Source organism: Streptosporangium sp. NPDC023825, from assembly GCF_040639575.1.
Lineage (GTDB): Bacteria > Actinomycetota > Actinomycetes > Streptosporangiales > Streptosporangiaceae > Streptosporangium.
Window position 1 is genome coordinate 81,914 of record NZ_JBFAAE010000008.1, and the last position, 25,819, is coordinate 107,732.

Consider the following 25,819-nt stretch of genomic DNA (forward strand, 5'->3'; position numbering starts at 1 on the left):
TTCCGATCCTGGCCCTGGACTCCCGTGCGCTCCCGGCGACCGGGTCGCGCCGAAGGGGTACGGGAGGACGAAGGGGTACGGGAAGACAGGGAGCCGGAACCGCTCGACGGCCTTAACCTGCCTTTAGGGTTTCCGCAGCGTGCCGCTAACGGGAGCCCCGGCAAGCTTGGGGACATGCGAAACACGACGAAACTCACCATCGCCGCCGCCGGACTTCTCGCCGTCGTCTCCGGAGGCGGCGCAGTAGCCTTCGCCGGAACCGCGACGCCCACCCCGGCCCCCAGCGGTACGGCGACGACTCCCGCACCGGTGACCGAGACGCCCGGGACCCAGACCGCCACCCCGCCCCCCGCGCCCGGCGAGGCGGAGGCCAAGATCAAGCGGGACGCGGCCATCAAGATCGCTCAGGACAAGGTGCCCGGCGCCAAGCTCGTCAAGGCCGAGTTCGACGGCGACGAGACTCCCACCAGCTGGGAGATCGAGCTCCTCGAGGGTGACGTCCAGCACGAGTTCGACATCGACGCCACCACCGGCGCGATCCTGGAGCAGGACCAGGAGACCGAGACCGCCGCCGAGCGGGCCGCCGACGACGCCGACGACACCGACACCGACGACCAGAACGACCAGGACGACGACTGACGGGAACACGACCGACGGCGAAGGAGCCCGTGACACCTCGCGTGTCGCGGGCTCCGCGCTCGGACCGGCCGGACACGACGGTGGCGGCCCGGCCACGGGAGCAGGTCACTGACGCAAGGTGTCAGTGACCTGCTCCTAGCATGCGGGCACCACTGAGCAGTTCCGGGAAGGACCGACCACGGTGACGAACGACGCCCGTCACGGGCAGGCGGAGAACACCTGCTGCCCGATCCTCGAACTGAGGCGGTACACGCTGCACCCCGACAGGAGGGACGACCTGGTCACCCTGTTCGACAGGGAGTTCGTCGAGTCCCAGGAGGCCGTGGGCATGCGCGTCGTCGGCCAGTTCCGCGACCGGGACGACCCGGAGAGGTTCGTCTGGCTGCGCGGGTTCCGCGACATGGAGTCGCGGGCCGCGGCGCTGGCGGCCTTCTACGGAGGACCGGTGTGGAGGGCCCACCGCGACGAGGCCAACGGGACGATGATCGACTCGGACGACGTCCTGCTGCTCCGCCCGTCGGCCCCGGGAGCGGGCTTCGACCTGTCGGGCGCCGCCCGCCCCGCGGCGGGCGGCGCGGCGACGGCCGGTCCCCCGGCGAGCGACGCGGCGACCTCGTCGTGGTTCACCGCGACCGTCTGCCACCCGGGCGTACCCGGCGACGAGTTCGCCCGGTTCTTCGATGACCGGGTGGCACCGCTGCTGGCGGAGACGGGCGCCGCCCCGCTGGCCCGCCTGCGGACCGAACACGCCGAGAACACCTACCCCGCCTTGCCGGTACGGACCGGCGAGGACGTCTTCGTGTGGTTCTCCGCCTTCGCGAGCCGGGAACGGCACGACGAGCACGCCGCGCTGCTCGCACGTTCGGCGAGGTGGACACGGGAGGTCCTTCCCGAGCTGTCGGCGCGCCTGGTCGCTCCTCCCGAGCGACTGAACCTGACGCCGACGGCGAGATCCCTGCTCCGCTGACCCGGGCCGCAGACGGGACTCCGCCGATCCGGGCCGTGCGCGAGACTCCACCGGCCCGGCCCGGCCCGGCCCGGCCCGCGGGTGAGGCTCCGCCGACCCCGACCCCGACCCCGACCCCGGCCCCGGTCATGCGCGATGCTCCGCCGGCCCGAGCCGTGGGCGAGCCGTCCCGGGCCCGCCCCGGTGGTCAGCGTCGCCGTACCCGCTCCGGCATTCGGCGCCCGCCCTACCCCCGGCCCCGGTGGTCAGCGTCGCCGTACCCGGTAGACGAGAGCCGTGAGAGCGGCGATCCCCACGAGCGCCGCAAGCACGTACGGGGGCCGCCACCAGGTTTCCTGCTCCACGACCGCGACGGTGGCCGTCTCCACCGGTGAGCCTCCGGCGGGCGCCGCCGCCGGAGTGGCGGCGGGCGTGGGGCCGGCGGACTCGGAGGGAACGCCGTCGCCGAGGGGGACGCCCGGCGGGCGGATCACACCCCAGTAATCCCGCTGCGGCTGGGCGGCGATCGACCGCCTGAGGTCCTCGGGAACCGGGGCGACCTTCAGCCCGCCGGGCACCGTCAGGGTGCCGATCCGGTAGGGCGAGAACCAGCCCTGGATCCCCTCCACCTCCCAGGTGCCCTTGGGCAGGGAGACCGCGGCGGCGTAGTGGGCGGGCTCCTTCAGCGCCACGCCGGAGAACGTGAGGCTCCTCTTGCCGTCGGTGAACCTCAGCGCGACCTCACCCAGGTCGTCGCCCTCGTACGGGTGGGTGCCGTGCTGCAGCAGCCAGAAGCCGAGGGTGTACGTGGTGTCCGGGCTCGTCGCCGGGACCGGGTCCATCACGGTGAGTGCCCAGCCTCCCGCCCGTGCCGGGACGCCGAGGGCCAGCAGGGGGACGATGAACGCCAGGAGGAAAAGGATTCTTCTCATGCGGGAGGTACACCGGCCGGGCCCGCCGGGTTCCCGCCACCGCGGAGCGCCTCCCGGCCGCCGGGATCGCGAGCCCTGCGAGCGGGACCGGGCGAGCAGGACCGGGCGGGCGGGACCGGGCGGGCGGGACCGGGCGGGCGGGACCGGGCGGGCGGGACCGGGCGAGACGGCCGGAACCGTGGAGTCGAGGCCGAAAGCAGGGGTATGGACAGCGAATGAGCCTTCAGGAAGAACTGCGACAGGTCGAAGAGGACCTGGAGAGACTGCGTGCCGAGGTCGCCGACATGCGAAGGCAGGTCGGGGAGGTCGGCCCCACCGACCCCGCCGAGCGGTCGATGATGATCAACCAGGCCGACGAGCAGGAGATCCTCGTCGGCGAGCTCGAAGCCAGGCGCGAGGACCTCCTCAAACGCCTCGGCGGGGAGAGCGAGCGCGACCGCGCGAGACCGCGCGAGACGACGTAGGACGGCGGGACCCGCACGCCCGGAGATGCCATCACCTGCGGTTCGTCACATTCGGTTATCCGTGATTTCCCGGGGTAACCATAAGAACGAACCATCATCAGGGGGATGAAATGATCAATATGCTTCACAAGATGGGCGTGAAGTCCAGCATGATGTACGTCGCCGGGCTCGCCTCGATCGGCGCGTCGGTCGCGGTGTGGTTCACGTCGAACTCGAAGGAGAGCGCGGGAGTCGACCGGGCGGACCGGTGGGGGATCTTCATCGGCGAGTGGGCGCCGACCTTCTTCGCGATGGGAGTCGCCCTGCGTCTGGAGGAGAATCGCGAGGAGATGCGGTCCTCCATCGAGCAGGAGTCGCTCCGCGGCTCGTACTCCGACTCCGAGGGCAGGATTCCCTCGCGCGCGGGCGTGTAGCGCCGCCGTTGGACGAGCGGAGGCAGGGCGCGTCCGAGGGACGCGCCCTGCCTCCGCTCATGACAAGGTGACCAGGGCCGGATGTCTCGGATCGTCGACGCGGACGACCACGTCCGCGACCTCCGCCGGGGTCACCTCCTCCTCGTAGCGCGCGTAGGCGGGCAGCGTCCAGCGCTGCTCGTCCGGGGTGCGCCGGGCGAGCGCGCCCGGTGAGAGCCGCAGATGCACGGTCAGCTCGAACGGCAGCCCCCGGCCCAGCAGCAGGGGCCCGGCCAGCAGCAGCACCCCGCCCGGGGGGACCGTGACGTAGGGCGCGCGGGTGGCCCTGTCGACGACGCTGTCCCACAGCGTGGGCAGCACCTTCCCCGACCGCCCGGGGTCGAGCGGTCTCAGGACCTCCCTGGCCAGTCCCCCGTAGTCGAACCACTCGGCGTAGAAGGAGTCAGGGTCGGTCCGGCCGTACTCGAAGCGGAGCGAGGCCGGGCGCAGGAAGTCGGCGGTGGAGACCCGGAGCACCTCCCTGCCGCGGAGCCGGAGCGGGTCTGCCAGCGCGTCGGCGAGGTCCTCCGGCCGCGCCGCCGGAGCCCCGTCGAGCGCGACGCGCACCCAGGAGTCGCGGGGTTGCGCGACCACCCGATCGGCGAGGTCCTCCACCAGCGACGACGGGGAGATCGGCCTTATGTTCACCCCACCATCCTGGCCGACGCGCGCCCGCCTCCGGCCGGGGCCGGTCAACCATCATGGCCGGGTCAAGGTCGGACGTGATGCCGATCAAATATCGGTCTGTCCGGGTTGTCCTGCCGCTACGGGCGGTAACGATCCATATGGATCGACGGCTCGGCCGTGACTGGGCGTCGGCCTCCTGGTCGCGTCACGTCCATGTCGGCGCGATCCGGTAGTTGGCGTGATCTTCACGTCTTTCCGCAACCAAGATCACGGCACGTTACGCACGGAGACAGTGATGTCAGGAGGATTTCAGTGATCAAGCGCGGTAAGCCGACCAAGAACGGCCAGGTCAAGCTGACTTTCAGCATAACGGAGAGCCCGACCGTCGGAGGAGTCTCGTTGGTCGGCGACTTCAACGACTGGGACCCCTATGCCCATCCCATGCAGCGCAGGGACGACGGTACCTACCAGGTGAGCCTGATGGTCCCCGCACGGCAGCCCATCCGCTTCCGCTACCTCGCGGACGGCGGCGTGTGGTTCGACGACGCGGACGCGGACCACCACGACGAGCACGGCGGCCGGATCAACCCCGCGGACGTCCAGGAGGCGCCGGAAGGCCCCGGCGCGGCGCGTAGCGCCGTCGGCAAGCCGATGCGGCAGACGCTCTCGGCAGGGCAGCCGGTCTCGGCCTCGGCCTCGGTGGCCACCTCCTAGTATCTCGGTGACCGCTCGTAGGACGGGATCCCCTTCGCGGGGCAGACCGTTCCACCGTCTCCGCGATCAGCGTGACGGCCCGCCCCGTTCCCTCCCGGCAGGGACACGGAAGGGGCGGGCCGCCCCGCGGGCGAACCCGCCGGCCCCGAACGCGGGAGACCGTTCACCGCGAAACCCGGTACGGGGAAGACCGTTCACCGCGAAACCCGGTACGTGTCGTGCGGGCCGTCAGGTCTCGCGGCGGAGGCCGTTCGCCGCGAGGGCGAGCGTCGCGCCGTACACCACGTGGCCGGCGGCCATCACCGCCTGACGTCCCGGCCGGTCCTCGGGGATCGGGGGCAGGACTCCCAGTTTCGGCACCCAGCCCTGATAGCTGACGAACCAGATCGCCAGCCCGTACGCCACCCCGAGCGTCACCGGGGCACGGCGTCCCCCGCAGAGCAGGGCGAACGCGGCCCCGCCCGCGGCGCCGAAACCGAAGTGGGCGATCGCGCCCAGCACCCGCTCTCCCCGCTTGGGCCGGTGCCTGTGACCCGGCAGCAGGGCGCGGACGATCCTCTTGGGCGGCTGGTCGCCCATGAGACCCGCGCGGTCTCCCGCGAGCATCACCGCGCTCATCGCCGCGGTGGCGAGGACGCCGCTCCCGGCGCCCCTGACGAGATCACGAGTCACGGTCACTCCCCGCCTTCCCCGAACGGCTCCCCGAACGGTGACCGGACACCGCGCCGGATCCTCGCGCATGCCGGCCGAGCGCGCCGAGCGTCTCCCGGGCGAGTTGCAGTTCCTCCCTCGGCCGGACCACCAGTACGGGCACGGACGCGCCGGGCGCGCTGACCGGGCCGTCGGCGTCGAGGTCGGTACGGGCGGGAGGCTCGACACCGAGCAGCGAGAGCCTGCGGCAGACGGCCTCGCGGACCTCCGGCTGGTCCCAGCCGATCTCCCCGGTGAACACGAGCGCGTCGAGGCGGTCCAGGCTCGTCGCGGCGGCGGCGATCTCCCGGCTCACCCGGTGCCCGAACACCTCCAGAGCCAGCGCGGCGGCGGGATCCCCGGAGGCGACCAGCTCCCGGGTGTCGCCCGACTTGCCGTCCGAGAGCCCGAGCAGCCCCGACCGGTGTTCCAGGCCGTCGCGCAGCTCGTCGAGCGTGAGCCGGGAACCGGACAGCAGCCACAGCAGCATGCCGGGATCGACGCTCCCCGACCGCTTGCTCATCGGGACCCCCTCCAGCGGGGTGAACCCCATCGAGGTGTCCACGCTGCGCCCCTCGCGGACGGCGCACACCGAGGAGCCTCCGCCGAGATGGGCCAGCACCACCTGCAGGGTTCCCCCGGGCCGGTCGAGCAGTTCCGCGGCCCGTCCCAGCGCCCAGGCGTACGACAGGCCGTGGAAGCCGTAGCGGCGCAGGCCGTAGCGGCTCCGCCACTCGGCGGGCAGCGCGTAGGTGGCGGCGCCGTCGGGAAGCCCCGCGTGGAAGGCGGTGTCGGGGCAGAGCACGTGCGGGACGTCGGGCAGCCTGCGCCGGGCGGCCTCGACGAGCGCGAGGGCGGGCGGCACGTGCAGCGGGGCGAGGTCGGCGTACTCCCGTACCGCCTCCAGCACGCCGTCGTCCACGACCGTCGGCTCGCGTACCGCCTCGCCTCCGTGGACGAGGCGGTGGCCGACCGCGGCGAGGCCGGCGCCGGGGGCGGCGTCGAGGAAGTCCGCGATCGACCGCTCGGACGTCGCGGGGTCGGGGCTCTGCTCGCTGTGCTCGGTGCGCAGGACCCGCCCGTCCCGGACGAGGTGAAGTTGGAGGCTCGACGATCCCGCGTTGACGGTGAGCACCGCCGGATCAGTGGTTCCCATCCTCCTGGCGTGCCCGAGGCCGGACAGGGCAAACGGGGCCCCGCGACGGGTCCTCGCCCGTCACTCCGCGTGGGCGGCCGCGGCGAGGACGCCGAGGCCCGTTCGACCGCGCCGACCTGGGATGATGACGTCCCGACCAGGTGCCGGGAACAGGCCGCGGCGCGCGGTCACCGGCCTTCCTGACCACCGACGGTTCGCAATCGCTTGTTGAACTGTCATGAGCCACGGGCGTACGGTGGGAGCCAATGGCACCCGTCCTTCGTACGGCTCCCGACAGGGCGCTGTCTCCAACTGCCGTAGACAGCGGGGCGATATGACTCGACTATCCGTCACTGTGGATGCGCATCCACACTTCTCCGTGGTGACCCTGATCGGCGATCTGGACAAGTCATCGGCTCCTCTGCTGGAGGAGAGGCTCGCGGACTTCATGAGGCGCGGCCACGTCTGCCTCGTCGTCGACACGACGGGGCTGGGATTCTGCGACTCCACGGGCATCTGGGTGCTGCTGACGAGCCTGCGGCGCGCCTACGAGCGGAAAGGCTGGTTGCGCCTCGCCGGCGTGCACGGATTCCTCGGCCGCCTGCTCGACCTGACCAGGTTGCGAGAGGCGTTCCCCATCGACTCCACCGTCGAGGAGTCACTGCGCGAGGTCTCCGACGGGGTCGTCCCCGTCCCACGCTGATCCCGATCGCCGGTGGCCTGCGGAAATCCTGAGCAAAGACGTCTGTGAAGGTCCTGAGCAAGACGCCTGTGGAGGTCCTGAGCAAGACGCCGGGAGGGAAGGCAGGTACGGCGGCACCCGCCCCGGAAGAGGCCGCCGGTTCCGGCAGCGGGTGAGAGGGCCGCTGCCGGGTGCCGGAGACGGATCAGTCGCGGGCGACCAGGCGGACGAACTCCTCGAACGAGAACCGGCCGTCGCCGTCGGAGTCGCCGTTCTGGTTCAGCGACCCGATGGCCTCGGCGGGCAGAGCGGGAAAGTGCTCACCGAACTCGCTTTCCGTGATGAATCCGTCGCCATCGGTGTCGATGGCCGCGAACGCCTGCCTGAGCTCCGCCAACCGCTCCCCGTTGGGCTCTGTCGACATGGTGACCCACCTCTCTCAACGACCCGCACTTCGATCAGCAGACAACTTACGGGAGGAACCCCCCGTCCAGCCAAGTGGCCCTATATAACATGTTTTATCACCGAAAATCCTTTTTCAGGGCCGGCTCGTCCTCGGCCCGCGCCTAGACTTCGAGCATGATTCGCCCCGCAACGCCGGACGACGTACCGGCGATCATCGACATGATCCGCGGACTCGCGGAGTACGAGAGAGCGCTGGACAAGGTCGAGACCACCGCCGACATGCTCCACGAGACACTCTTCGGCCCCTCTCCCAGCGTGTTCTGCCACATCGCCGTCGACGGGGAGAGGACCGCCGGGTTCGCGATCTGGTTCGTCTCCTACTCGACCTGGCTCGGCACCCACGGCATCTACCTCGAGGACCTCTTCGTCCACCCCGAGCACCGGGGTGGCGGGTACGGCAAGCAGCTGCTCGCCACGCTGGCGGGCATCTGCGTGGAGCGCGGCTACGGCCGCTTCGAGTGGTCGGTGCTCGACTGGAACACCCCGGCCATCGACTTCTACCGGGCGATCGGCGCGGAACAGGTCGACGAATGGGACAGGTACCGGCTCTCCGGCCCCGCGCTGGAGAAGGTCGCGGCGGGAGGCACGCGGTAGCCGTACCGGAGCCGTACCGGGAAAAGGAATTCACCCCGGGCCCGCCCTCACCGCGAAGACCGGCCGGAACACCCTTCCGGCCGGTCTTTTCGTTCTTCCGTTTCTCCTGGCTCTCCTGTCTCCCGGGAAGTGGTTCTCCCGTCTCCCGGGAGGCCCGAGCGGGAAAATCCCGCCAGGACACACTCCGGCCGTGAACCTTTCATCCCGCGAAACCACCGCGCCTCCTCCCTGAGCTGGTACGACGAGCCGTTGCCGCACCACGGAAGAAACACTCCGTTTACACGCCGGGATCGGCCACCTAGAGTCCGTCTCGCGTGAGCGCCTCACCGCCATTGATCAGCGACTCGTCACCCCTCGAAAGGGAGGGTAATTCTGTGAGTAAATGGCGAAGTATGGCTGTCGCCGGTGTGGTCACGTTCATGACCGCGCTTCTTGCCGTCGTCCTCGTTCCCCTACCGGCCTCGGCGCACGGCGCCATGATGACGCCCGGCAGCCGGACCTTCTTCTGCTGGCAGGACGGTCTCTCCCCGCAGGGGAACATCGTGCCGATCAACCAGGCGTGCTCGGCGGCGGTGGCCCAGAGCGGGACCAACTCGCTGTACAACTGGTTCAGCCTGCTGCGGTCCGACGGAGCCGGGCGAACCCGCGGGTTCATCCCCGACGGCCAGGCGTGCAGCGGCGGTAACCCCGGCTACAGCGGGTTCGACCTCCCGAGCGCCAACTGGCCGGTGACGCACCTGACCTCGGGCGCGTCCATCCAGTTCAAGTACAACAAGTGGGCCGCCCACCCCGGCTGGTTCTACCTCTACATCACCAAGGACGGCTGGAACCCCAACCGGGCGCTGACCTGGGACGACCTGGAGAGCGAGCCGTTCCACACGGCCGACCACCCGCAGAGCGTCGGCTCGCCGGGCACCAACGACGCCCACTACTACTGGAACGCCAGGCTCCCGTCGGGCAAGTCCGGCCGGCACATCATCTACTCGGTGTGGAAGCGTTCCGACAGCGCGGAGACGTTCTACAACTGCTCCGACGTCGTCTTCGACGGCGGCAACGGCGAGGTGACCGGCGTCGGCCGGACGGGCACCGACCCGACGCCCACCCCCACCCCCACCCCCACTGTGACCCCCACCCCCACTCCCACTCCTACCGTGACCCCGACGCCCGGGCCCGGCGCGTGCACCGCCACCTACCGGACCGTCACCACCTGGTCGGGCGGCTTCCAGGGGGAGGTGACCGTGAAGAACACGGGCACGGCCGCCTTCAACGGCTGGACGGCGAGATGGACGCTCAACAACGGCAGCACGGTGAACAGCCTGTGGAGCGCCACGCACACCACATCCGGGTCCACCGTGACGGCCAAGAACGTCGAATGGAACCGGGCGATAGCGGGTGGTGGTTCGACCACCTTCGGATTCACCGGAACGGGAACCAGCGGCTCCCCCTCCGTCACCTGCACCAGCCCCTAGCGGGACGCGGTCCCCGCCGGTACGCACCGGCGGGGACCGACCCGCGCCCGCCCCCGCTCTGTTGTGCCGGTCCGGCAGAACAGAGCGGGGGCAGACCGGCCGGCGAACCGCCGGACCGCCGCGCCTCGTGAAAGGACGGAAGAGAGTCCCGTGCCGCCCACCACGAAGATCGCCCCATTGCTGGGTCTCGTCTCGCTCGGAGCGGCGGTGGCCCTGGTCGCGGCGGCCTGCGTCGGCCGGACGGCGGAGGGCGGGCACGCCGTGGCACACCCGCCCGCCGCGCCCTCCCCCAACGCCCCGGCATCCCCGTCGGTTCACGGAGACACCCAGGCGTCCCCGTCGGTTCACGGAGACACCCAGGCGTCCTCGCCCTCCACGCCCGTTCACGGAACTTCCAAGCGCGGCACCACCGCCAAGGCCTCCGCGAGGTGCCGGGCGACGGTCACCCTGGTGGAGTCGTGGCCGGGTGGCTACCGGGGCGCCGCGACGATCAGCAACACCACCGACCAGCCGATGCGTGACTGGTACATCCAGTGGATGCAGCCGCGCGAGGCAACCTTCAGGCAGTCCTGGAACGGCACCCACATGCAGAGCGGTCCCGTCGCGATGATCCACGCTCCTGCGGAGAAGCCGTCGCTGCCGCCGGGGGAGACCGTCTCCGACATCGGCTTCGTGGGAGCCGCCGCCACTCCCCCGACCTTCACCGAGATCACCTGCGGCTGACGGGACCGGCGGTCCTGCCCGGGCTCCCACCCGCTCGGACCGTACGCGGCGCTCCCACCGCCGCCGCGCACCCCGGTAGAGGGCAGACGCGAGACGCGGCCCCGGCCGGCCGGACCGGCCGGGATCGGTCCGGCGTCAGCGCTTGGCGTAGCGCTGCTTGAAGCGCTCGACGCGCCCGGCCGTGTCGACGACCCGGCTGCGCCCGGTGTAGAAGGGGTGGCTCGCCGAGGAGACGTCGACGTCGACCACCGGATAGACGTTGCCGTCCTCCCACTCGACGGTCTTGCGGCTGCCGACGGTCGAACGGGTCAGGAAGGCGAAACCAGCGCTCGGGTCGCGGAAGACGACCGGGCGGTAGTCAGGGTGAATGCCCTTCTTCATGACTATCTGTCCTCTCGGAACGGAACGTGCTGGCGGACGATCGGGTCGTACTTGACGAGGGTGAGCCGGTCGGGGTCGTTACGCCGGTTCTTGCGGGTCACGTAGGTGAAACCGGTGCCCGCGGTCGACCTCAGCTTGATCACTGAGCGCACCTCGTTCCTGGCCACGGTCGGCTCCTCTCGGGTTGGTGGGTCGCACGATGCCGGTGATAACGGTTTTCATTGGCTGGACATTCCCGCCCGCGGGCCGGGTGCGGGACGGGCGTGGAGCGGGCATTGGCCGACACCGTTGCCAGGCGCGGGACGACGGCCGTGCGGGCGTCACCCCCCGGTAACCTCCCGTCCATCCGCCCCCTGTTCGCTGTGATCCATGCCGTGGCCGGAAACCGAGATCGTCGGATCGGACGTCAGCCCTCCCGTCACCGTGTACGGCACGGTGGACAGGAGTCCCGACGGGGAGCTCGCCCACGAGGGCAACAGGGTTCCCGACATCGTCGCCCTGGACCACCGGCGGCTGGTGGTCGCCTGGCGGGCCGGGGTCCGGGACGCGCGGGACCCGGCGCCGACCGACCAGGGCTCCATCATGTTCGCCCGCTCGCAGGACGGCGGCCTGACCTGGACGGTGGGCACGCTCGCCGCCGCCACCGCGACGACCCGCTACCACTACGTGATCCTCCTCGACGACGCGGGCACGTTGTACGCGCTGCTCGGCGTGATCTCCGTCGAGCGCGACCGCGACCGGGAGGGCGAGGTCGACGGCTTCCCCACCTCATTGGCCGTCAGGAGGAGCACCGACGGCGGCCGTACGTGGACCGCCTTCCCCGTCACCGTCGACGTGCCGGACAACGGCAGGGGCGTGGTCGTCGCGGGCAGGCCGCTGCGGTTCGGCGGCGTGTGGCTGGTGCCGTACTGGCGGCACTCGGGCGGTACGAACAAGGCGGGCGTGCTGCGCTCGGCCGACCTGGTGACCTGGACCTCCGGCGGGATGGCGGAGAACCCGCCGGGGGTGGCGATCGAGGAGCCGCAGATCGCGATCTCCCAGGACGACCCCGGGACGCTCGTGATGGTGACCCGCGCCCTGGACCTGAGGAGCGGCACCTCGGCGGCGGCGCGCGACGCCCGCTACCGCTCGGGCGCGGCCCACAGCGCCACGGCGACCAGCACCGACGGCGGGCTGACGTGGTCGCCGCTGAGGCTGGACGCGGACCTGCCCAACTACTACGTCAAGACGTTCTTCACGCGCGACTCGGCGGGCCGGCACCTGGCCATCTTCAACACGCTGGCCGGGCCGTTCACCGGCTCCTCTGCGAGCAAGCCCGACCAGTACCGCGAGGTGCTCTACTACAAGGTCAGGCGGCCCGGCGAGCCCTGGGAGCCGGCGCGGCTCTTCGCCGACGGCCCCCGCCTGACGAAGGGCGCGGCCCGGGGGTGGGACGTCTACCCCAGCGCCGACGAGTACGAGCCCGGCCGGTTCTTCGTCGTCTGGGAGCACAACCAGACCAACATCAAGGTCGCCAGGCTCGACATCTCCCGTCCCCTCTCCGGCGCGCCCCTCGCCGCGGGCGACTGGACCACGGGCGCGAACGCGAAGGGCTGGACGCTGGCCGGCGGCGCGCGGATCGCGGGGGGCGGGCTCCGGCTCGCGAGCACCGGCACCGCGGCGTGCCGGGCGTCCTTCCCCCTCGACGCCTCCAAGGGATGCGACTTCACCCTGGAGTTCCGCGGCCGGGTGGACGACGACAGCGCGCTCGACCCGCGTACCGGCAACGGTGTGTGCCTCGGCGCGAAGGTGGCGAACGGCGCCAGGCGGCTCATGCTGACCGTGCAGCGGAGCGGGGTCTGGACGATGCGCAAGGGCTCCGCCGTCTGGGAGAAGGTCCACTCGCTGGACGCGGCCGGCCGGACGGCGACCTGGAAGGTACGGGTGGACAGCGCGGGGACGGCCCGGCTGTTCAGGGACGGCACCGACACCGGGGCGACCTGGGTGGTCCAGGACAGCAGGGAGAGTCCCCAGCTCACGCACTGGGTGACCGGCACCCCCGGCGGCAACGCGGCCGGAGCGACCGTCGAGTGGACCCGGCTGACCCCCAACCTCGAGGTACTGCCCTGACTTCGCCGCTCCCCGTACGACCGCACGGCTCTTTTCCTGCTCTCAGGTGATTCGTCCCCTCGGCTCTCCGGCCCTCCAGGGGGTGAGGCGGTAGCTTGGAGACCGCCATCACAGAGGAAGAGAGATCGTGACCACGTCTATTCATCAGCGGATCGCCGAAGAGCTGGGTGTGCGCGAGCGACAGGTGAGTGCGGCGGTGGACCTGCTCGACGGCGGGGCCACCGTGCCGTTCATCGCCCGCTACCGCAAGGAAGCCACCGAGATGCTCGACGACACGCAGCTGCGCACGCTGGAGGAGCGGCTGCGTTACCTGCGGGAGCTGGAGGAGCGGCGCACCGCGATCCTGGAGTCCATCCAGGGCCAGGGCAAGCTCGACGACACCCTGCGGGCGCAGATCCTGGCGGCCGACTCCAAGGCCCGCCTGGAGGACATCTACCTTCCGTACAAGCCCAAGCGGCGGACCAAGGCGCAGATCGCCAGGGAGGCGGGGCTCGAACCGCTCGCCGACGGCCTGCTGGCGGACCCGTCGGTCGACCCGCGGGCCGCGGCGGAGGCGTTCGTCGGCGAGGGGGTGGCCGACGCGGCCGCCGCCCTGGACGGTGCCCGCGCGATCCTCGTCGAGCGGTTCGGCGAGGACGCCGACCTGGTCGGCGAGCTGCGCGAGCGGATGTGGACGAAGGGCCGCCTGGTCGCGGCGGTCCGCGAGGGCAAGGAGGAGGAGGGCGCCAAGTTCTCCGACTACTTCGACTTCGCCGAGCCGTTCACCAAGCTGCCCTCGCACCGGATCCTGGCGATGTTCCGCGGGGAGAAGGAGGAGATCCTCACCCTCACCCTGGAGCCCGAGCAGGAGCCCACCGGCACCTACGAGGGCCGCGTCGCGCACCGCTTCGGCATCTCCGACCAGGGGCGGCCCGCCGACGCGTGGCTGGCCGACACGGTCCGCTGGGCCTGGCGCACCCGCATCCTCGTCCACCTCGGCATCGACCTGCGGATGCGCATGTGGCAGGCAGCCGAGGAGGAGGCGGTGCGCGTGTTCGCCGCGAACCTGCGCGACCTGCTGCTCGCCGCGCCCGCCGGGAGCCGCGCGACCATGGGGCTGGACCCCGGGCTGCGCACCGGGGTGAAGGTCGCGGTGGTCGACGCGACCGGCAAGGTGCTCGACACCGACACCATCTACCCCCACGAGCCGCGCCGCCAGTGGGACCAGTCGCTGGCCACCCTCGCCGCGCTGGCGAGGAAGCACGACGTCGAGCTCGTCTCGATCGGCAACGGCACCGCCTCGCGCGAGACCGACAAGCTCGCCGGCGAGCTGGTGAAGCTGGTCCCCGGGCTGACCAAGGTCGTGGTGTCGGAGGCCGGAGCCTCCGTCTACTCCGCCTCCGCGTTCGCCTCGCAGGAGCTGCCCGGCATGGACGTGTCGCTGCGCGGCGCCGTGTCGATCGCCAGGCGGCTCCAGGACCCGCTGGCCGAGCTGGTCAAGATCGATCCCAAGTCGATCGGCGTCGGCCAGTACCAGCACGACCTCGCCGAGACCAAACTCTCCCGCTCGCTCGACGCCGTGGTGGAGGACTGCGTGAACGCGGTCGGCGTCGACGTCAACACCGCCTCGGCGCCACTGCTCACCCGCGTCTCCGGCATCGGCTCCGGGCTCGCGGAGAACATCGTCCAGCACCGCGACGCCAACGGCCCGTTCCGCTCCCGCAAGGCGCTGAAGGAGGTCCCCCGGCTCGGCCCGAAGGCCTTCGAGCAGTGCGCGGGCTTCCTGCGCATCCGCGGCGGCGACGACCCGCTCGACACCTCCAGCGTGCACCCGGAGGCGTACCCGGTGGTGCGGCGCATCCTGAAGAGCACCGGCGGCGACCTCGCGTCCCTGATCGGCAACGGCACGGCGCTGCGGGCCCTGCGCCCGCAGGAGTTCGTGGACGACACCTTCGGCCTGCCGACCGTCACCGACATCCTCGCCGAGCTGGAGAAGCCGGGCCGCGACCCGCGTCCCGCCTTCAAGACCGCGACCTTCAAGGAGGGCGTGGAGAAGCTCTCCGACCTCACGCCCGGCATGCTGCTGGAGGGCGTGGTCACCAACGTCGCCGCCTTCGGCGCGTTCGTCGACGTCGGCGTGCACCAGGACGGCCTGGTCCACGTGTCGGCGCTGTCGCACAACTTCGTCAAGGACCCGCGCGAGGTGGTCAAGCCCGGCGACATCGTCCGGGTGAAGGTGCTCGACGTCGACATCCCGCGCAAGCGCATCTCGCTCACCCTCCGGCTGGAGGACGACGTCAAGCCCTCAGGCCCCCGAGGGCCGCGCGACCAGCGCGACCAGCAGGGCAGCGGGCAGCGCCAGGGCGACGGCGGCGGCGGCAGGCGCGGTGGCGGGCAGGGACGCGGCGGGCAGGGCGCACAGGGCGGGCAGGGACGCGGCGACCGGCAGCGTCAGGAGGGCGGCGGCAGGCAGCGCAACGCGCCGAGCGGCGCGATGGCCGACGCGCTGCGCCGTGCCGGGCTCGACGGCTCCGGCGGCAAACGCTAGGCACCGGCCGAACACCCCGCCGCGCGCCCGCACGGGACACACCGCTCCGCGCGGGTGCGCGGACCGGGGGCCGCGACGACCGCGGGCACCCGAGCGGCATCGGGACCGGCAGGGCCACCGCCTCAACACGAAGGTGGTGGCCCTGCCGTCACCCGGGCCCTGCCGTCACCCCGAGCCCTACCGTCAAGCCGAGCCCTACCGTCAAGCCGGGCCCTGCCGTTACCCTGGGGCGAGATGACGTCGTCGATGGTCCGGACGCACCGCTGAAGCGTTCACCACCATGATTCCTGCCACCCGCGCGGAGGTCTTCCGCGACCGGGCGTGAACGGCCCCGCCATCCGGGTCCGCACCCGCAAGGACCTGCGAGCGACCCGTCGCCCGCGCCCGCCCCGCTGTCTCGGCCACCTGTACGTCGCCCCGCTGTGGCCCCTGCACGGACTGAACCTCGGCACCCTGCTGCGAACCTGTGACGCGGTCGGCGCGTGCATGGCCGTGCCCCGCCTGTCCTGGGTCCCCGAGGCCCTGGACCGGGGAAACACCCTGCGTCGACCGGCCTGCGTGCACTGGGTGCGCGACCCGTTGACCTGGCTCGCCGACCAGCGTTCCGCCGGACATCACGTCCTGGGCGTGGAGCTGGCGGAGGAGGCCGTCCGCCTCGCGGACCTGCCCATGGCCCGCCGCCCCACGGTCGCCGTCCTCGGCCATGAGCGTGACGGCATCCCACCGGAGGCCCTCGACCTGCTCGATACCGCGGTGGAGATCCCGATGATCGGCACGGGAGCCAGCCTCAACGTGGCCGTCGCCGGATCGCTGGTCCTCTACAAACTGGCCGGGTTCACCTGAACCGGGTCACACGCGCGAACGTAAGGCGTGCGGAGCCCTCACCGGCGACCGGTCGGGCGCCATTGTCCGGCGCCATATCGCCGCCACTGACCGGTCGTCGGCGCCGTGTCGCCACCGCTGACCGGTCGTCGGCGCCGTGTCGCCGACGAGGGAACGGCGGCCGGTGCGAGCGGCTCCGCTCACCGGGAGCGGCGGCCCCTGCGGAAGGCGGAGACGGCGAGGACGAGGCCGACGGCGAGGGTGGCCAGGCCGATCCAGAACCACTCCCGCGCACCGCTCATGGAACTGCCGCCCACGTACCCGAGGCCCTGGAGCGCCCAGAGGCCGCCCGCCAGCACGAGCAGGACGCCGAGGCCGATCGGAAGCCAGGTCCTCATCGCTCACAGCTCCTTCGTGGTACGCAGGTCGTGGAACTCGGAGGCGAGGAGTCCGAACAGCGCCTCGTCGACGAAGGACCCCGCCACCCAGGCGTGCTCGCGGAGCGTGCCCTCGCGCCGGAAGCCGGTCTTCTCGGCGGCGGCGATCATCGCGCTGTTGGTGGCGAGCGTCTCCAGGCCCAGCCGGTTCAGGCCGCGGATGCGGAAGGCGTAGTCGCACAGCAGCCTCAGCGCGTCGGGGGCGTAGCCGTGGCCGCGCGCCTCGGGAAGCAGCGAGATGCCCAGGTGCCCGTTGCGGTTGAGGGTGTCGATCCCCCAGACGTTGCCGGATCCGAGCAGGTCCCCGGAGAGGGACTGGATGGCGAAGTCGACGTTGGCCGGATCGGGCTTGCGCCGCTCGTAGTGGGCGATGGCCTGGTCGATCGTCTCGGGAACCCAGGGCGTCGTGGTGGCTCCGGCCGCCGTCTCCACGTCGTCGTTCAACCGGTGGAGCGGGACCAGGTCCTCCTTGGTGATGGCCCTGAGCAGGACCCTGTCTCCACGAAGCATGAGTGAAACCCCACTGTTGTCGATCGGCGGGCGGCGGGCGGCGGGCGAGAGAGCTTGCCGTCTACCGGACATCACACCATACGAAAAGTCGGGAAGGGCACTGAATAACACCACACCGCGGATGGCCGGGACGGCGTCCCGCCACGGGTACGGAGCACCGCACGCGGTACCGGCTCGCACGGTGCCGTGGCCGGCCCTGTGCCGCGCCGGGCCGCACGCGCCTCTCCGGCCCCCGCTCCGGGATTTTCTGACAGAAGATCCTGACAGCGCGGCCTCCTGGAACGTTCCCTTCAGGAGTTCCACCGTAAATAAACTTTCCTTTTTTTCGTAAGTTCACAGCGTTCCGCACGATCCGGAACCCGAAGCCGTGCCGCTTTTTTTACTCCTTGTATTGACCTGAGAACGAAGGCTGGCCTAAGGTCCCGGGCAAGCGAGACCTTGCCGTGAAGGGACCCCCCATGACTCGCTCCCCTGACGCCGGATGGCGGCGGACGTGGTGATCACGCTCGCCCCGCCGCCCTGACCACACCCCGTCACGAGTGTGGGGCGCGCTGGCCGCCCTCCGCCCCGTGAAGGCTCCGTTCTCCCTGCCGTATCCGTCGCGGCAGGGCCCAGGACGCGCCGAGCAGCGCGTGCCGCCGTATGGCGGGCCCGTCCCCCCGGGCCACCGTGCGGCCGCTCGCGGAAAGCACGCTCGCCGCGTCCGGCACCACCCGCATGTCACCCCCTGATACGGGTCGTGACGTCACGCGCGCGCGTCGCGTCCCCACCGGGATGTGGCGTCACCCGTACGTCGCTCCCCAAGACGGAAGGAAATCCGCGCATGGACACCGGACAGTCGCCTCGCCGGCGCCGTCGCATGTCGCTTCCCACCACCCTCGGCGGGATGTTCACCGTCGTCGTCCTCGCTCTCGCCGGCGTGACGACCGCGACGCCGGCCGCCGCCGCCACCGGGCAGATCACCGGCATCGGCGGCAAGTGCGTCGACGTCGCCGCCGCCAACAGCGCCAACGGCACCCCCATCCAGCTGTACGACTGCAACGGCAGCTCGGCACAGCAGTGGACCCGCAACGGCGACGGCACTGTGCGCGCCCTCGGCAAGTGCCTCGACGTCACCGCCGCCTCCACCGCCAACGGAGCGCAGATCCAGCTGTACGACTGCAACGGCACCGCCGCGCAGCAGTGGACATACAGCGCGGCGAACGACCTGGTGAACCCGGCCGCCGACAAGTGCCTGGACGCCACCGGCCAGTCCAGCGCCAACGGCACCCGCCTGCAGATCTGGACCTGCACCGGCACCGCCAACCAGAAGTGGAACGCCCCGAGCGACGGCGGCGGCAACCCGCCCACGGACCCCCCGCCGGTCGGCAAGATGGCCGGGGCCCCGTACCTCTACATGGGCTGGGGCAACCCGCCGAGCCCTGCGACGATCATGAGCACCACCGGCGTGAAGTCCTTCACCATGGCGTTCATCCTGTCCGGCGGCGGCTGCACCCCGCGCTGGGACGGCTCCAGGCCGCTGACCGGCGGCACCGACCAGGCCGCGATCAACCAGATCAAGGCGGCGGGCGGCAGCGTGCAGGTCTCCTTCGGCGGCTGGTCGGGCAACAAGCTCGGCCCGAACTGCTCCACCCCGGCCGCCTACGCCGGAGCCGTGCAGCAGGTCATCAACGCCGTCGGCCCGGCGGTCGTCGACTTCGACATCGAGAACAACGACGAGTTCGAGAACTACACCGTCCAGGACCGCATCCTCAACGGCCTGAAGATCGTCAAGCAGAACAACCCGAACGTCAAGATCGCCGTCACCATCGGTACCGGGATCAACGGCCCCAGCTCGACCGGTGTCCGCCTGATCAACCAGGCCAGGGCACTGGCCGTGCCGATCGACAACTACACGATCATGCCGTTCAACTTCGGCGCCTCCAACATCTACAACGCCACCGTCAGCTCCGCCGAGGGCCTGAAGAACGCGCTCAAGGCCGCCAACGGCTGGACCGACGCGCAGGCGTACGCCCGGATGGGCATCTCCGGCATGAACGGCCTGTCCGACCAGGGCGAGCTGACCACCACGCAGACCTGGACCCAGATCCGCGACTGGGCCAGGTCCAAGGGCCTGACCCGCTTCGCCTACTGGGCGGTCAACCGCGACCGTCCCTGCCCCGGCGGCGACGCGGGCTCCGCGTGCAGCGGCATCTCCCAGCCCGACTGGGAGTTCACCCGCATCACGGCCGGCTTCTAGGCGATGGCGCCCCCTCCCAGCCCTTCCAGCCCTTCCAGCCCTTCCAGCCCTTCCAGCGGACACCGGATCGAAAGGAACAGCCGATGATCTCCACCAGCCCGGCGCCCCTTCCCGGCCCCCGCCCCTCGCGGAGCCACTCACCGGGCCCCTCACAAAGCCCCTCACAGGGCCACTCACGGACGCGGCGCGCGCGGCTCGGCGGCCTCCTGGCCGCGGCGCTCCTCGCCCTCGGCTCCGCCACGCTCGTCCCCTCCCCGGCGGGCGCCCAGGCCACCTCCGCGCAGAGCACCGCCGCGCAGAGCACCGCCGCGCAGAGCACCGCCGCGCAGAGCACCGCCGCCCAGCGGGCCCTGGCGGCACCCGCCCCCGGCCCCCTCGTGTGGTCGGACGAGTTCAACGCCGCCTCCGGCACCGGCCCCGACACCACCAAGTGGCGCCGGGACGTCGGCGGCGGCGGCTGGGGAAACAACGAGCGGCAGTACTACACGGCCGGCAACGAGAACATCGCCCACGACGGCGCGGGCAACCTGGTCATCACCGCGCGCAAGGGCAACCCCGCCGGACTCGGCTGCTGGTACGGCTCGTGCGAGTACACCTCGGGCAAGCTGACCACCGCCGCGACCTTCACCCGCGCCTACGGCCGCTTCGAGGCGCGGATGAAGCTCCCCCGGGGCAAGGGCATGTGGCCCGCGTTCTGGATGCTGGGCACCGGAGGGGCCCAGTGGCCCGCCAACGGCGAGATCGACATCATGGAGAACGTCGGCAGCGTCCCCGGGCAGGTGCTCGGCAGCCTCCACGGCCCCGGCTACTTCGGGGCCAACCCGTTGAGCGGCAGCTACAACCTCCCCGCGGGCCAGGCCTTCGCCGACGCCTTCCACACCTTCACCGTCGACTGGGAACCCGGCGCGGTGACCTGGTACGTCGACGGCGTCCAGTACTCCAGGAAGACCCCCGCCGACACGCGGGGCAACCCCTGGGTCTACGACCACCCGTTCTTCATGATCCTCAACCTGGCCGTCGGCGGCAACTGGCCCGGCTCGCCCGACGCCTCCACCACCTTCCCCCAGCAGCTCACCGTCGACTACGTCCGCGTCTACGCCCCGCCCAGCGGTGGCGGCCGTACGGGCCAGATCACCGGTATCGGCGGCAAGTGCGTCGACGTCGCCGCCGCCTCCAGCGCCAACGGCACCCCCATCCAGCTGTACGACTGCAACGGCACCGGCGCCCAGCAGTGGACCCTGGGCACCGACGGCACGGTGCGCGCCCTCGGCAAGTGCCTGGACGTCACCGCCGCCTCCACCGCCGACGGAGCGCAGATCCAGCTGTACGACTGCAACGGCACCACCGCCCAGCGGTGGACCTACAACGCCGCGACCCGCGATCTCGTGAACCCGGCCGCCGACAAGTGCCTGGACGCCACCGGCCAGTCCAGTGCCAACGGCACCCGCCTGCAGATCTGGACCTGCACCGGCACCGCCAACCAGAAGTGGAACGCCCCCACCTGACCGACCCCGCCCGACCTGGCCCGACCCGGCCTGACCCGGCCCGTCGCGGGTCGGAACCCCCACCCTCGGTTCCGGCCCGCGACGGGCTTCTCCCGTTCGCCGCCGCTCACGACGCGGTGACCGTGTCACCGACCGCGATCGTGCCGAGGGCGCGCGGGATGCCGAGCCGGCCGAACATGACGCCGCGATCGCCCTCGAAGACCCGGGTCCGGTAGCCGGCCAGCACCCGGAGAGGCTCGCCGTTCCTGCGTGCGGAGTCCTGGTCGACGTTGATGATGACGCAGCGCGCGCAGGGCTTGATGAACTCGATCTCGGCGGTGCCGACGCGCAGCGTGGACAACGCGTCCTCGCCGTAGGGGCCGAGGCCCTCCAGCACGATGTTGGGCCGGAACCGGTTCATCGGCAGCGTGCCGCCCACGCGCAGGTTCAGGTCGTCGAGGGACTCGCGTGACAGTACGGAGAGCGGGTGGGCGTCGGCGAACGCCAGCGTGCCGCCGCCCCGCGAGGTGGGCCGGGTGCCGGCGAAGCGGACCAGGCGGCAGGGCTCCCCGAGGAGGCCGGAGAACCACGCGGCGGCCTCCTCCCCCTGGTCCACGCCCTGGCAGGGCTTCCCGTGCACGGTCACCTCCAGCACCGGCCCGTCCACCGGCTCGTGGACCAGGGGTGCCACCGCCCCGGGCGCGCCCACGACGAGCTTCACGCCGTCGTACGCGGGCCGCAGTGTCGCCAGCCGGGGCAGCTCCCGCTGTGACAGATGCCGCAGGTCCGGCCGGACCAGCATGAACTCGCGGTCGTGCCGCAGCCCGGTCGGTGTCAGCTCGGCACCGGCCAGAGGGGTGCCTCCCGCGCTTTTTAGCGGGAAAACGTTCAGTTCCACGACGACGGCGACCGCGCTCTTCCCGCCGAGAGCCGAGCGCCCCCGCACGAATCCCTCGCGCGCCGAGCCTTCAGCCGAGCCTTCACCTGCGGGGTTCTCCCCCGTCCTCGCCGGGACCGCGCCGCGGAAGTCATGCACCATGTATCGGACGCTAGGACATCCATCAGGAAGAGAGGTCAGGAAGCGACAGTATCTGACAAAATCTCGTTAGTTTTGCTGCCGACGGTCCATCGGGGAGATCAGAGCAGGCGCCTGATGTCGCCGTACGCCCGGTAGAAACCGCCCCGCTCGGAGAAGCGGACGCCCTCGACGAGATAGCGGGCGCCCGCCTCGCGCACGCCCTTGGGGAACTGCACGTTGCGCCGCACGTCGTAGCCCTCGCTGACCACCCGCACCCGGAGCCGCTCACCCTCGCGGAAGCACTCCACCACCACGCCGTCGCCGGTGTCGGGGACGGCGTCGAACACCACGGTCTCCAGCGCGGTCGTGGGCTCCACCACCGCCAGCCCGGCGGACGCCTTGACGTCCACGGCCTCGGGGACGGTGCCGTCCTGGGCCGCCCTGATCGCCTCCTCGGTGGCGTCGATGCAGGCCAGGGTGCCGTCGGTGGTCACGATGTAGAGGCGGTCGTCGAGATACTGCATGGAGAAGGCGGAGCCGCAGCCGGTCGCCAGCTTCCACAGGCGCTCGCCGCTCTGGTCGAAGCAGTAGATCGAGGAGTGGTTGTCGCCGGCGAACACGTACCGGCCGCCGGGGGCGGTGGCGCAGGAGAAGACCGTGGCGTCGCAGCGGTAGACCGCCTGGGAGGCGCCGTCCGACTTGCGCAGGCGGTGCACGGCCGAGCGCGAGGTACCGGCGTAGACCGAGTCGGCCTCCTGCCAGCCGAACAGCACCGCGCCGGTGAGGGGCGTCTCCCAGACGGGCGTCCCGTCGGCGGCGTCGTAGCGGGCCACCCCGGTGGAGTGCCCGTGGTAGACGGCCTCGTCGTCGCAGCGGACCATCCAGGCCGAGTCGCCCCTGCCCTTGCGCGCCCACTGGAACTCGTCCTCGTGGTCGATGGTGGTGATCCGCCCGGCGCGGTCGGAGACGCCCAGCACGCCGTCGTGGATGTCCAGCCAGTAGATGTCGACGTCCTCGGCGATCTCGTACGCGACCCTGGGGACCTTGCCGCCGAGGTCGTAGACCTTGCCGTCGTCGGCGCCCGCGTAGATCCAGAAGTCGTCGCCGACGATGCACTTGACCCCGTCGGGCAGCTTGAAGCGGCCGGTGACGGTGCCGCCGTGGGTGACGGTGTAGACGTCGCCGCGCTGGTTGCCGACCCAGCAGCGCTCGGAGTCGACGAAGATGCCGAACGCCGCCGCGCCGCTGGCGAAGCGCCACAGCACCGGCGCCTGGGTGGCGGTGGAGCGGGTGCTCTCCACGCTGCGCCGGGTGACCGCGCGGCGCTGGCGCACCCCTTGGACGGCGGGGGCGTAACCCCGGCGGACCTTCTCGTTGATCTTCTTCGCGGCGGCCGCCTCGGCCTTCGCCGCGCTGGCGAACGCCGACGCCTTGGACTGGCCCGACTCGCCGATGCGGCCGTACCTGATCGTCACCTCGGTTCCGTCGACCATGACCTCGTAGAACTTGTGCGAGCTCCCGCCGTCCTCGGACAGTTCCAGGTAAGTGCTCCGCGCGGCCATGCTCCACCTTCTCGGTTGATCGACTTTCCGGGAGCGTAGGGCAGCCGTACGACAAATAACGAAAAGTCAGGAAAAGTAGCGGCGAGGGTTGTCGATCAGCATCTGGTCCACCTGCGCGTCGCTCACCCCGGCCTCCCGCAGGGCCGGGAGCACGTCGTCGTGGATGTGGCCGAAGTGCCAGTTCGGCGCGGCCAGCGGTATGCCCTCGTCCCAGGCGTCGCCGAAGTAGTCCATGAAGCACGCGCTGTCGTGGCTGAGCACCATCCGGTCGGCGTAGCCACGCTCGCAGAGCGCGACGACGGTGGCGATCCGCGACGCCGTGGAGTTGTAGGCGTCCAGCCCGAAGCGGTCCATGCCGAGCGTCGCGCCGGTGTCGGCCAGCCGCATCAGATGGTCGAGGTCGTTGGAGTCGCCCGAGTGCCCGAGCACGACCTTGGCCGGGTCGACCCCCTCCTTGACGAACAGGTCCAGGACGACCAGCCCGCTCCCGGTGGAGGGGTTGGTGTGCACCGTGATCGGCACGCCGGTCCGCAGGTGGGTCCGGGCGACCGCCCGGCAGATCCGCTCGACGCCGGGGGTGAGCCCCCTGCTCTCGATCGCGCACTTCAGGAACGCGGCTTTCACCCCGGTGTCGGCGATGCCCTCGACGATGTCGCGGGAGAAGTCCTCGACCATCGGCTCGGGCACGTCCATCATCAGGCCGGGGCCCCGGTGCTCGTACTGGTGCGGGACCTCGTCGAAGGAGTAGATCCCGGAGGCGACGACGATGTTCAGCTCCGGCACCTGGTCGGCCACCCGCCGCACGCGCGGGATGTAGCGGCCCAGTCCCCACACGGTCGGGTCGACGACGGTCTTCACGCCTCTGGCCGCCAGCGCCCTGAGCTTGGTGACGGCGTCGGCCACCCGGTACTCCTCGTCCCACCACGCGCCCCTGCCGTAGTTGTCGACGTGCTCGGGAGAGAGGACGAAGACGTGCTCGTGCATGAGGGTCCGGCCCAGGTCGGCGACGTCGACGGGACCTCTGACGGTGTTCACGACCGGCATGCGCGTCCTCCGGGGGATGGTCCGACCGGACGGCGGTGACGTACCGAGCGGTCGCTTCCTGCGAAGGTAGGCCGGGCCACCGGGACCGTCAACCTGCCACGCGGAGCGGACCGCGCGGGAACGGCCGAACGGGAACGGTCGGGGCAAGCGGACGGCGCGGGGAGGTTCGGCCGGGAACGGTCGGGTCGAGCGGACGGCAGGGGACGGCCGGGCGGGAACGGTCAGGCGCGGGCGGTCGCCGGGAGCGGGCGGTGGACGCGGCCGTGCCTGGCACCGGCCACCAGCCCCAGCATGGCCAGCACCGCCACCTCGAACCCCACCACCAGCCGCTGGATCACCCCGGCGGGGATGTCGTCGTTGGTCAGGTCCACGCCGAGCATCCGCACCACGTACGGGAGGACCACCAGTACCAGCACACCCAGGGCGGCCAGGCTGAGCAGCCGGACCGGGCGGGCGTACGGGCTGGTCGCGTACCGCCTGGCCAGGAGCAGCCCGGCGATCGGCATCGTGAGGAAGGCCACGAACGCCGCGTACCTGTGGATGCCGCCGGACATCGACAGCGGCACGCCCGGCTCGTCGGTCGGGAAGGCGCCGATCAGCAGCATGCACAGGCCCCAGGTCCCGACCAGCAGGGCCACCGCGCGATCCTCACCGCGACGGGCCAGTATGGCCCCGATGATCGCCGCCGCGACGGAGAAGAGCGTGAGCGACAGAGGCAGCAGCCAGCCGTCCGCCTCGAACGCGTACTCGCTGATCACGGTGTGCACCGGATCGAGACCGGTGACCACGTGCAGTCCGAGCATCGTGACGGCTCCCGCGCCGATCGCCGCGTAGCCGCCGAGGATCATCGTGTGCCGCGTGAACGCCTGGCTTCCCATGCCTCAACGATGGCGACGAGCGAGATCACGGAATATCGGAGACCGCCCCCGGCCGCCCCTGAACGTTCCCGGATGGTCCCCGGGACGGGGTGGTGCCCACCCATCGGGGATATTCCCCGATATACGCTCCTGAACTGGGCGAAAGCCCGCGATGGTAGGGCCTTCCCCCTCAGGGTTCCGCCCCCGGGGATGGGGTCCCGAGGGGCGGCTCTTCCGGGGCACTCGCAGCGCGGCGACGCGGCAGCCGGGGACGACTCAACGCGGGTGCCGGTCGGC

At 71.3% G+C, this 25,819-nt stretch carries 27 protein-coding genes; 14 read left to right on the forward strand and 13 right to left on the reverse strand.

The features are described 5' to 3' along the window. Positions 1-174 precede the first annotated feature (174 nt). Both AB0G15_RS10140 and AB0G15_RS10145 read left to right on the forward strand, forming a co-directional pair. Positions 175-639: a PepSY domain-containing protein gene (locus AB0G15_RS10140; RefSeq protein ID WP_362837241.1), complete on the forward strand. Its 465-nt coding sequence runs from the start codon at positions 175-177 to the stop codon at positions 637-639. A 181-nt stretch (positions 640-820) separates the two neighbouring features. Further along, positions 821-1,606, forward strand: coding sequence for an NIPSNAP family protein (locus tag AB0G15_RS10145; protein ID WP_362837243.1), 786 nt, complete (start codon positions 821-823; stop codon positions 1,604-1,606). Positions 1,607-1,851: 245 nt separating this feature from the next. Here the strand turns inward: AB0G15_RS10145 and AB0G15_RS10150 are convergent, their stop codons facing one another. Then, positions 1,852-2,517: a hypothetical protein gene (locus AB0G15_RS10150; protein WP_362837245.1), complete on the reverse strand. Its 666-nt coding sequence runs from the start codon at positions 2,515-2,517 to the stop codon at positions 1,852-1,854. 215 nt (positions 2,518-2,732) lie between these two features. On the opposite strand from AB0G15_RS10150, the gene AB0G15_RS10155 reads away from it, so the two are divergent. Both AB0G15_RS10155 and AB0G15_RS10160 read left to right on the forward strand, forming a co-directional pair. After that, the gene (locus AB0G15_RS10155; protein WP_362837247.1) at positions 2,733-2,981 is read left to right on the forward strand and encodes a hypothetical protein; all 249 of its coding nucleotides are present in this window, start codon (positions 2,733-2,735) and stop codon (positions 2,979-2,981) included. 110 nt (positions 2,982-3,091) lie between these two features. Beyond that, on the forward strand, positions 3,092-3,394 hold the full coding sequence (locus AB0G15_RS10160) for a hypothetical protein (RefSeq protein ID WP_362837249.1): 303 nt from the start codon (positions 3,092-3,094) through the stop codon (positions 3,392-3,394). A gap of 57 nt (positions 3,395-3,451) precedes the next feature. Here AB0G15_RS10160 and AB0G15_RS10165 read toward each other — a convergent pair whose 3' ends face one another. Next, entirely contained in the window at positions 3,452-4,081 is a 630-nt protein-coding gene (locus AB0G15_RS10165; RefSeq protein ID WP_362837251.1) for a uridine kinase, read from the reverse strand. 291 nt (positions 4,082-4,372) lie between these two features. Here AB0G15_RS10165 and AB0G15_RS10170 point away from each other — a divergent pair, with 291 nt between their 5' ends. Beyond that, on the forward strand, positions 4,373-4,774 hold the full coding sequence (locus tag AB0G15_RS10170; protein WP_362837253.1) for an isoamylase early set domain-containing protein: 402 nt from the start codon (positions 4,373-4,375) through the stop codon (positions 4,772-4,774). Between the two features lie 228 nt (positions 4,775-5,002). Here AB0G15_RS10170 and AB0G15_RS10175 read toward each other — a convergent pair whose 3' ends face one another. Together AB0G15_RS10175 and AB0G15_RS10180 are read right to left on the reverse strand one after the other, a co-directional pair. Next, positions 5,003-5,446 carry a DUF6789 family protein gene (locus AB0G15_RS10175; RefSeq protein WP_362837254.1) on the reverse strand — a complete coding sequence of 148 codons (444 nt, stop codon included), beginning with the start codon at positions 5,444-5,446 and terminating at the stop codon, positions 5,003-5,005. Next, the gene (locus AB0G15_RS10180; RefSeq protein WP_362837256.1) at positions 5,436-6,620 is read right to left on the reverse strand and encodes an acetate kinase; all 1,185 of its coding nucleotides are present in this window, start codon (positions 6,618-6,620) and stop codon (positions 5,436-5,438) included. The genes AB0G15_RS10175 and AB0G15_RS10180 overlap by 11 nt, the downstream gene beginning before the upstream one ends. Positions 6,621-6,954: 334 nt before the next feature. Between AB0G15_RS10180 and AB0G15_RS10185 the strand changes: the two genes are divergently transcribed. Beyond that, entirely contained in the window at positions 6,955-7,302 is a 348-nt protein-coding gene (locus AB0G15_RS10185) for an STAS domain-containing protein (protein ID WP_362837258.1), read from the forward strand. 184 nt (positions 7,303-7,486) lie between these two features. On the opposite strand, the gene AB0G15_RS10190 is transcribed toward AB0G15_RS10185, so the two are convergent. Continuing rightward, complete coding sequence (locus AB0G15_RS10190) at positions 7,487-7,705, reverse strand: EF-hand domain-containing protein (RefSeq protein WP_362687225.1); 219 nt, start codon at positions 7,703-7,705, stop codon at positions 7,487-7,489. Between the two features lie 155 nt (positions 7,706-7,860). On the opposite strand from AB0G15_RS10190, the gene AB0G15_RS10195 reads away from it, so the two are divergent. The 3 genes from AB0G15_RS10195 (at position 7,861) to AB0G15_RS10205 (ending at position 10,532) form a co-directional block, all read left to right on the forward strand. Then, a complete protein-coding gene (locus AB0G15_RS10195) occupies positions 7,861-8,340 on the forward strand; it encodes a GNAT family N-acetyltransferase (RefSeq protein ID WP_362837260.1) in 480 nt (159 codons plus the stop codon). A 419-nt stretch (positions 8,341-8,759) separates the two neighbouring features. After that, complete coding sequence (locus AB0G15_RS10200) at positions 8,760-9,809, forward strand: lytic polysaccharide monooxygenase (RefSeq protein ID WP_362837262.1); 1,050 nt, start codon at positions 8,760-8,762, stop codon at positions 9,807-9,809. Between the two features lie 150 nt (positions 9,810-9,959). Continuing rightward, positions 9,960-10,532: a cellulose binding domain-containing protein gene (locus tag AB0G15_RS10205; RefSeq protein ID WP_362837264.1), complete on the forward strand. Its 573-nt coding sequence runs from the start codon at positions 9,960-9,962 to the stop codon at positions 10,530-10,532. 135 nt (positions 10,533-10,667) lie between these two features. On the opposite strand, the gene AB0G15_RS10210 is transcribed toward AB0G15_RS10205, so the two are convergent. Both AB0G15_RS10210 and rpmG read right to left on the reverse strand, forming a co-directional pair. Continuing rightward, complete coding sequence (locus tag AB0G15_RS10210) at positions 10,668-10,913, reverse strand: type B 50S ribosomal protein L31 (RefSeq protein WP_362687236.1); 246 nt, start codon at positions 10,911-10,913, stop codon at positions 10,668-10,670. A gap of 2 nt (positions 10,914-10,915) precedes the next feature. Further along, entirely contained in the window at positions 10,916-11,080 is a 165-nt protein-coding gene (rpmG, locus tag AB0G15_RS10215) for a 50S ribosomal protein L33 (protein WP_329084587.1), read from the reverse strand. Between the two features lie 202 nt (positions 11,081-11,282). On the opposite strand from rpmG, the gene AB0G15_RS10220 reads away from it, so the two are divergent. The 3 genes from AB0G15_RS10220 to AB0G15_RS10230 all read left to right on the forward strand — a co-directional run bounded on the left by AB0G15_RS10220 (position 11,283) and on the right by AB0G15_RS10230 (position 16,392). Beyond that, positions 11,283-13,022: a sialidase family protein gene (locus tag AB0G15_RS10220; RefSeq protein ID WP_362837266.1), complete on the forward strand. Its 1,740-nt coding sequence runs from the start codon at positions 11,283-11,285 to the stop codon at positions 13,020-13,022. A 127-nt stretch (positions 13,023-13,149) separates the two neighbouring features. Continuing rightward, positions 13,150-15,549, forward strand: a complete 2,400-nt coding sequence (locus AB0G15_RS10225; protein ID WP_362837268.1) for a Tex family protein — start codon at positions 13,150-13,152, stop codon at positions 15,547-15,549. A gap of 321 nt (positions 15,550-15,870) precedes the next feature. Continuing rightward, positions 15,871-16,392 (forward strand): TrmH family RNA methyltransferase, encoded by a 522-nt coding sequence (locus tag AB0G15_RS10230; protein ID WP_362837270.1) that lies wholly within the window; start codon positions 15,871-15,873, stop codon positions 16,390-16,392. Positions 16,393-16,571: 179 nt separating this feature from the next. On the opposite strand, the gene AB0G15_RS10235 is transcribed toward AB0G15_RS10230, so the two are convergent. After that, on the reverse strand, positions 16,572-16,769 hold the full coding sequence (locus AB0G15_RS10235; RefSeq protein ID WP_362687250.1) for a hypothetical protein: 198 nt from the start codon (positions 16,767-16,769) through the stop codon (positions 16,572-16,574). A 3-nt stretch (positions 16,770-16,772) separates the two neighbouring features. Next, entirely contained in the window at positions 16,773-17,318 is a 546-nt protein-coding gene (locus AB0G15_RS10240) for a GNAT family protein (RefSeq protein ID WP_362837272.1), read from the reverse strand. 823 nt (positions 17,319-18,141) lie between these two features. Here AB0G15_RS10240 and AB0G15_RS10245 point away from each other — a divergent pair. Further along, a complete protein-coding gene (locus tag AB0G15_RS10245) occupies positions 18,142-19,557 on the forward strand; it encodes a ricin-type beta-trefoil lectin domain protein (protein ID WP_362837274.1) in 1,416 nt (471 codons plus the stop codon). An 83-nt stretch (positions 19,558-19,640) separates the two neighbouring features. Continuing rightward, positions 19,641-21,062 (forward strand): family 16 glycosylhydrolase, encoded by a 1,422-nt coding sequence (locus AB0G15_RS10250; protein WP_362837276.1) that lies wholly within the window; start codon positions 19,641-19,643, stop codon positions 21,060-21,062. 106 nt (positions 21,063-21,168) lie between these two features. Here AB0G15_RS10250 and AB0G15_RS10255 read toward each other — a convergent pair whose 3' ends face one another. The 4 genes from AB0G15_RS10255 to AB0G15_RS10270 form a co-directional block, all read right to left on the reverse strand. Continuing rightward, a complete protein-coding gene (locus AB0G15_RS10255) occupies positions 21,169-22,080 on the reverse strand; it encodes an MOSC N-terminal beta barrel domain-containing protein (RefSeq protein WP_362837278.1) in 912 nt (303 codons plus the stop codon). A 98-nt stretch (positions 22,081-22,178) separates the two neighbouring features. Then, entirely contained in the window at positions 22,179-23,621 is a 1,443-nt protein-coding gene (locus AB0G15_RS10260) for a WGR domain-containing protein (protein ID WP_362837280.1), read from the reverse strand. A gap of 66 nt (positions 23,622-23,687) precedes the next feature. Then, complete coding sequence (locus AB0G15_RS10265; RefSeq protein ID WP_362837282.1) at positions 23,688-24,665, reverse strand: phosphotriesterase-related protein; 978 nt, start codon at positions 24,663-24,665, stop codon at positions 23,688-23,690. A 221-nt stretch (positions 24,666-24,886) separates the two neighbouring features. Beyond that, entirely contained in the window at positions 24,887-25,543 is a 657-nt protein-coding gene (locus AB0G15_RS10270) for a DUF998 domain-containing protein (protein ID WP_362837284.1), read from the reverse strand. Positions 25,544-25,819 lie beyond the last annotated feature (276 nt).

Bases quoted from the DNA above. Each gene is read 5' to 3' on its own strand.
- AB0G15_RS10140 (WP_362837241.1), top strand. From the start codon at position 175: ATGCGAAACACGACGAAACTCACCATCGCCGCCGCCGGACTTCTCGCC.
- AB0G15_RS10150 (WP_362837245.1), bottom strand. From the start codon at position 2,517: ATGAGAAGAATCCTTTTCCTCCTGGCGTTCATCGTCCCCCTGCTGGCC.
- AB0G15_RS10155 (WP_362837247.1), top strand. From the start codon at position 2,733: ATGAGCCTTCAGGAAGAACTGCGACAGGTCGAAGAGGACCTGGAGAGA.
- AB0G15_RS10160 (WP_362837249.1), top strand. From the start codon at position 3,092: ATGATCAATATGCTTCACAAGATGGGCGTGAAGTCCAGCATGATGTAC.
- AB0G15_RS10180 (WP_362837256.1), bottom strand. From the start codon at position 6,620: ATGGGAACCACTGATCCGGCGGTGCTCACCGTCAACGCGGGATCGTCG.
- AB0G15_RS10190 (WP_362687225.1), bottom strand. From the start codon at position 7,705: ATGTCGACAGAGCCCAACGGGGAGCGGTTGGCGGAGCTCAGGCAGGCG.
- AB0G15_RS10195 (WP_362837260.1), top strand. From the start codon at position 7,861: ATGATTCGCCCCGCAACGCCGGACGACGTACCGGCGATCATCGACATG.
- AB0G15_RS10200 (WP_362837262.1), top strand. From the start codon at position 8,760: ATGACCGCGCTTCTTGCCGTCGTCCTCGTTCCCCTACCGGCCTCGGCG.
- AB0G15_RS10210 (WP_362687236.1), bottom strand. From the start codon at position 10,913: ATGAAGAAGGGCATTCACCCTGACTACCGCCCGGTCGTCTTCCGCGAC.
- AB0G15_RS10220 (WP_362837266.1), top strand. From the start codon at position 11,283: ATGCCGTGGCCGGAAACCGAGATCGTCGGATCGGACGTCAGCCCTCCC.
- AB0G15_RS10235 (WP_362687250.1), bottom strand. From the start codon at position 16,769: ATGAGGACCTGGCTTCCGATCGGCCTCGGCGTCCTGCTCGTGCTGGCG.
- AB0G15_RS10240 (WP_362837272.1), bottom strand. From the start codon at position 17,318: ATGCTTCGTGGAGACAGGGTCCTGCTCAGGGCCATCACCAAGGAGGAC.
- AB0G15_RS10245 (WP_362837274.1), top strand. From the start codon at position 18,142: ATGGACACCGGACAGTCGCCTCGCCGGCGCCGTCGCATGTCGCTTCCC.
- AB0G15_RS10250 (WP_362837276.1), top strand. From the start codon at position 19,641: ATGATCTCCACCAGCCCGGCGCCCCTTCCCGGCCCCCGCCCCTCGCGG.
- AB0G15_RS10255 (WP_362837278.1), bottom strand. From the start codon at position 22,080: ATGGTGCATGACTTCCGCGGCGCGGTCCCGGCGAGGACGGGGGAGAAC.
- AB0G15_RS10260 (WP_362837280.1), bottom strand. From the start codon at position 23,621: ATGGCCGCGCGGAGCACTTACCTGGAACTGTCCGAGGACGGCGGGAGC.
- AB0G15_RS10265 (WP_362837282.1), bottom strand. From the start codon at position 24,665: ATGCCGGTCGTGAACACCGTCAGAGGTCCCGTCGACGTCGCCGACCTG.
- AB0G15_RS10270 (WP_362837284.1), bottom strand. From the start codon at position 25,543: ATGGGAAGCCAGGCGTTCACGCGGCACACGATGATCCTCGGCGGCTAC.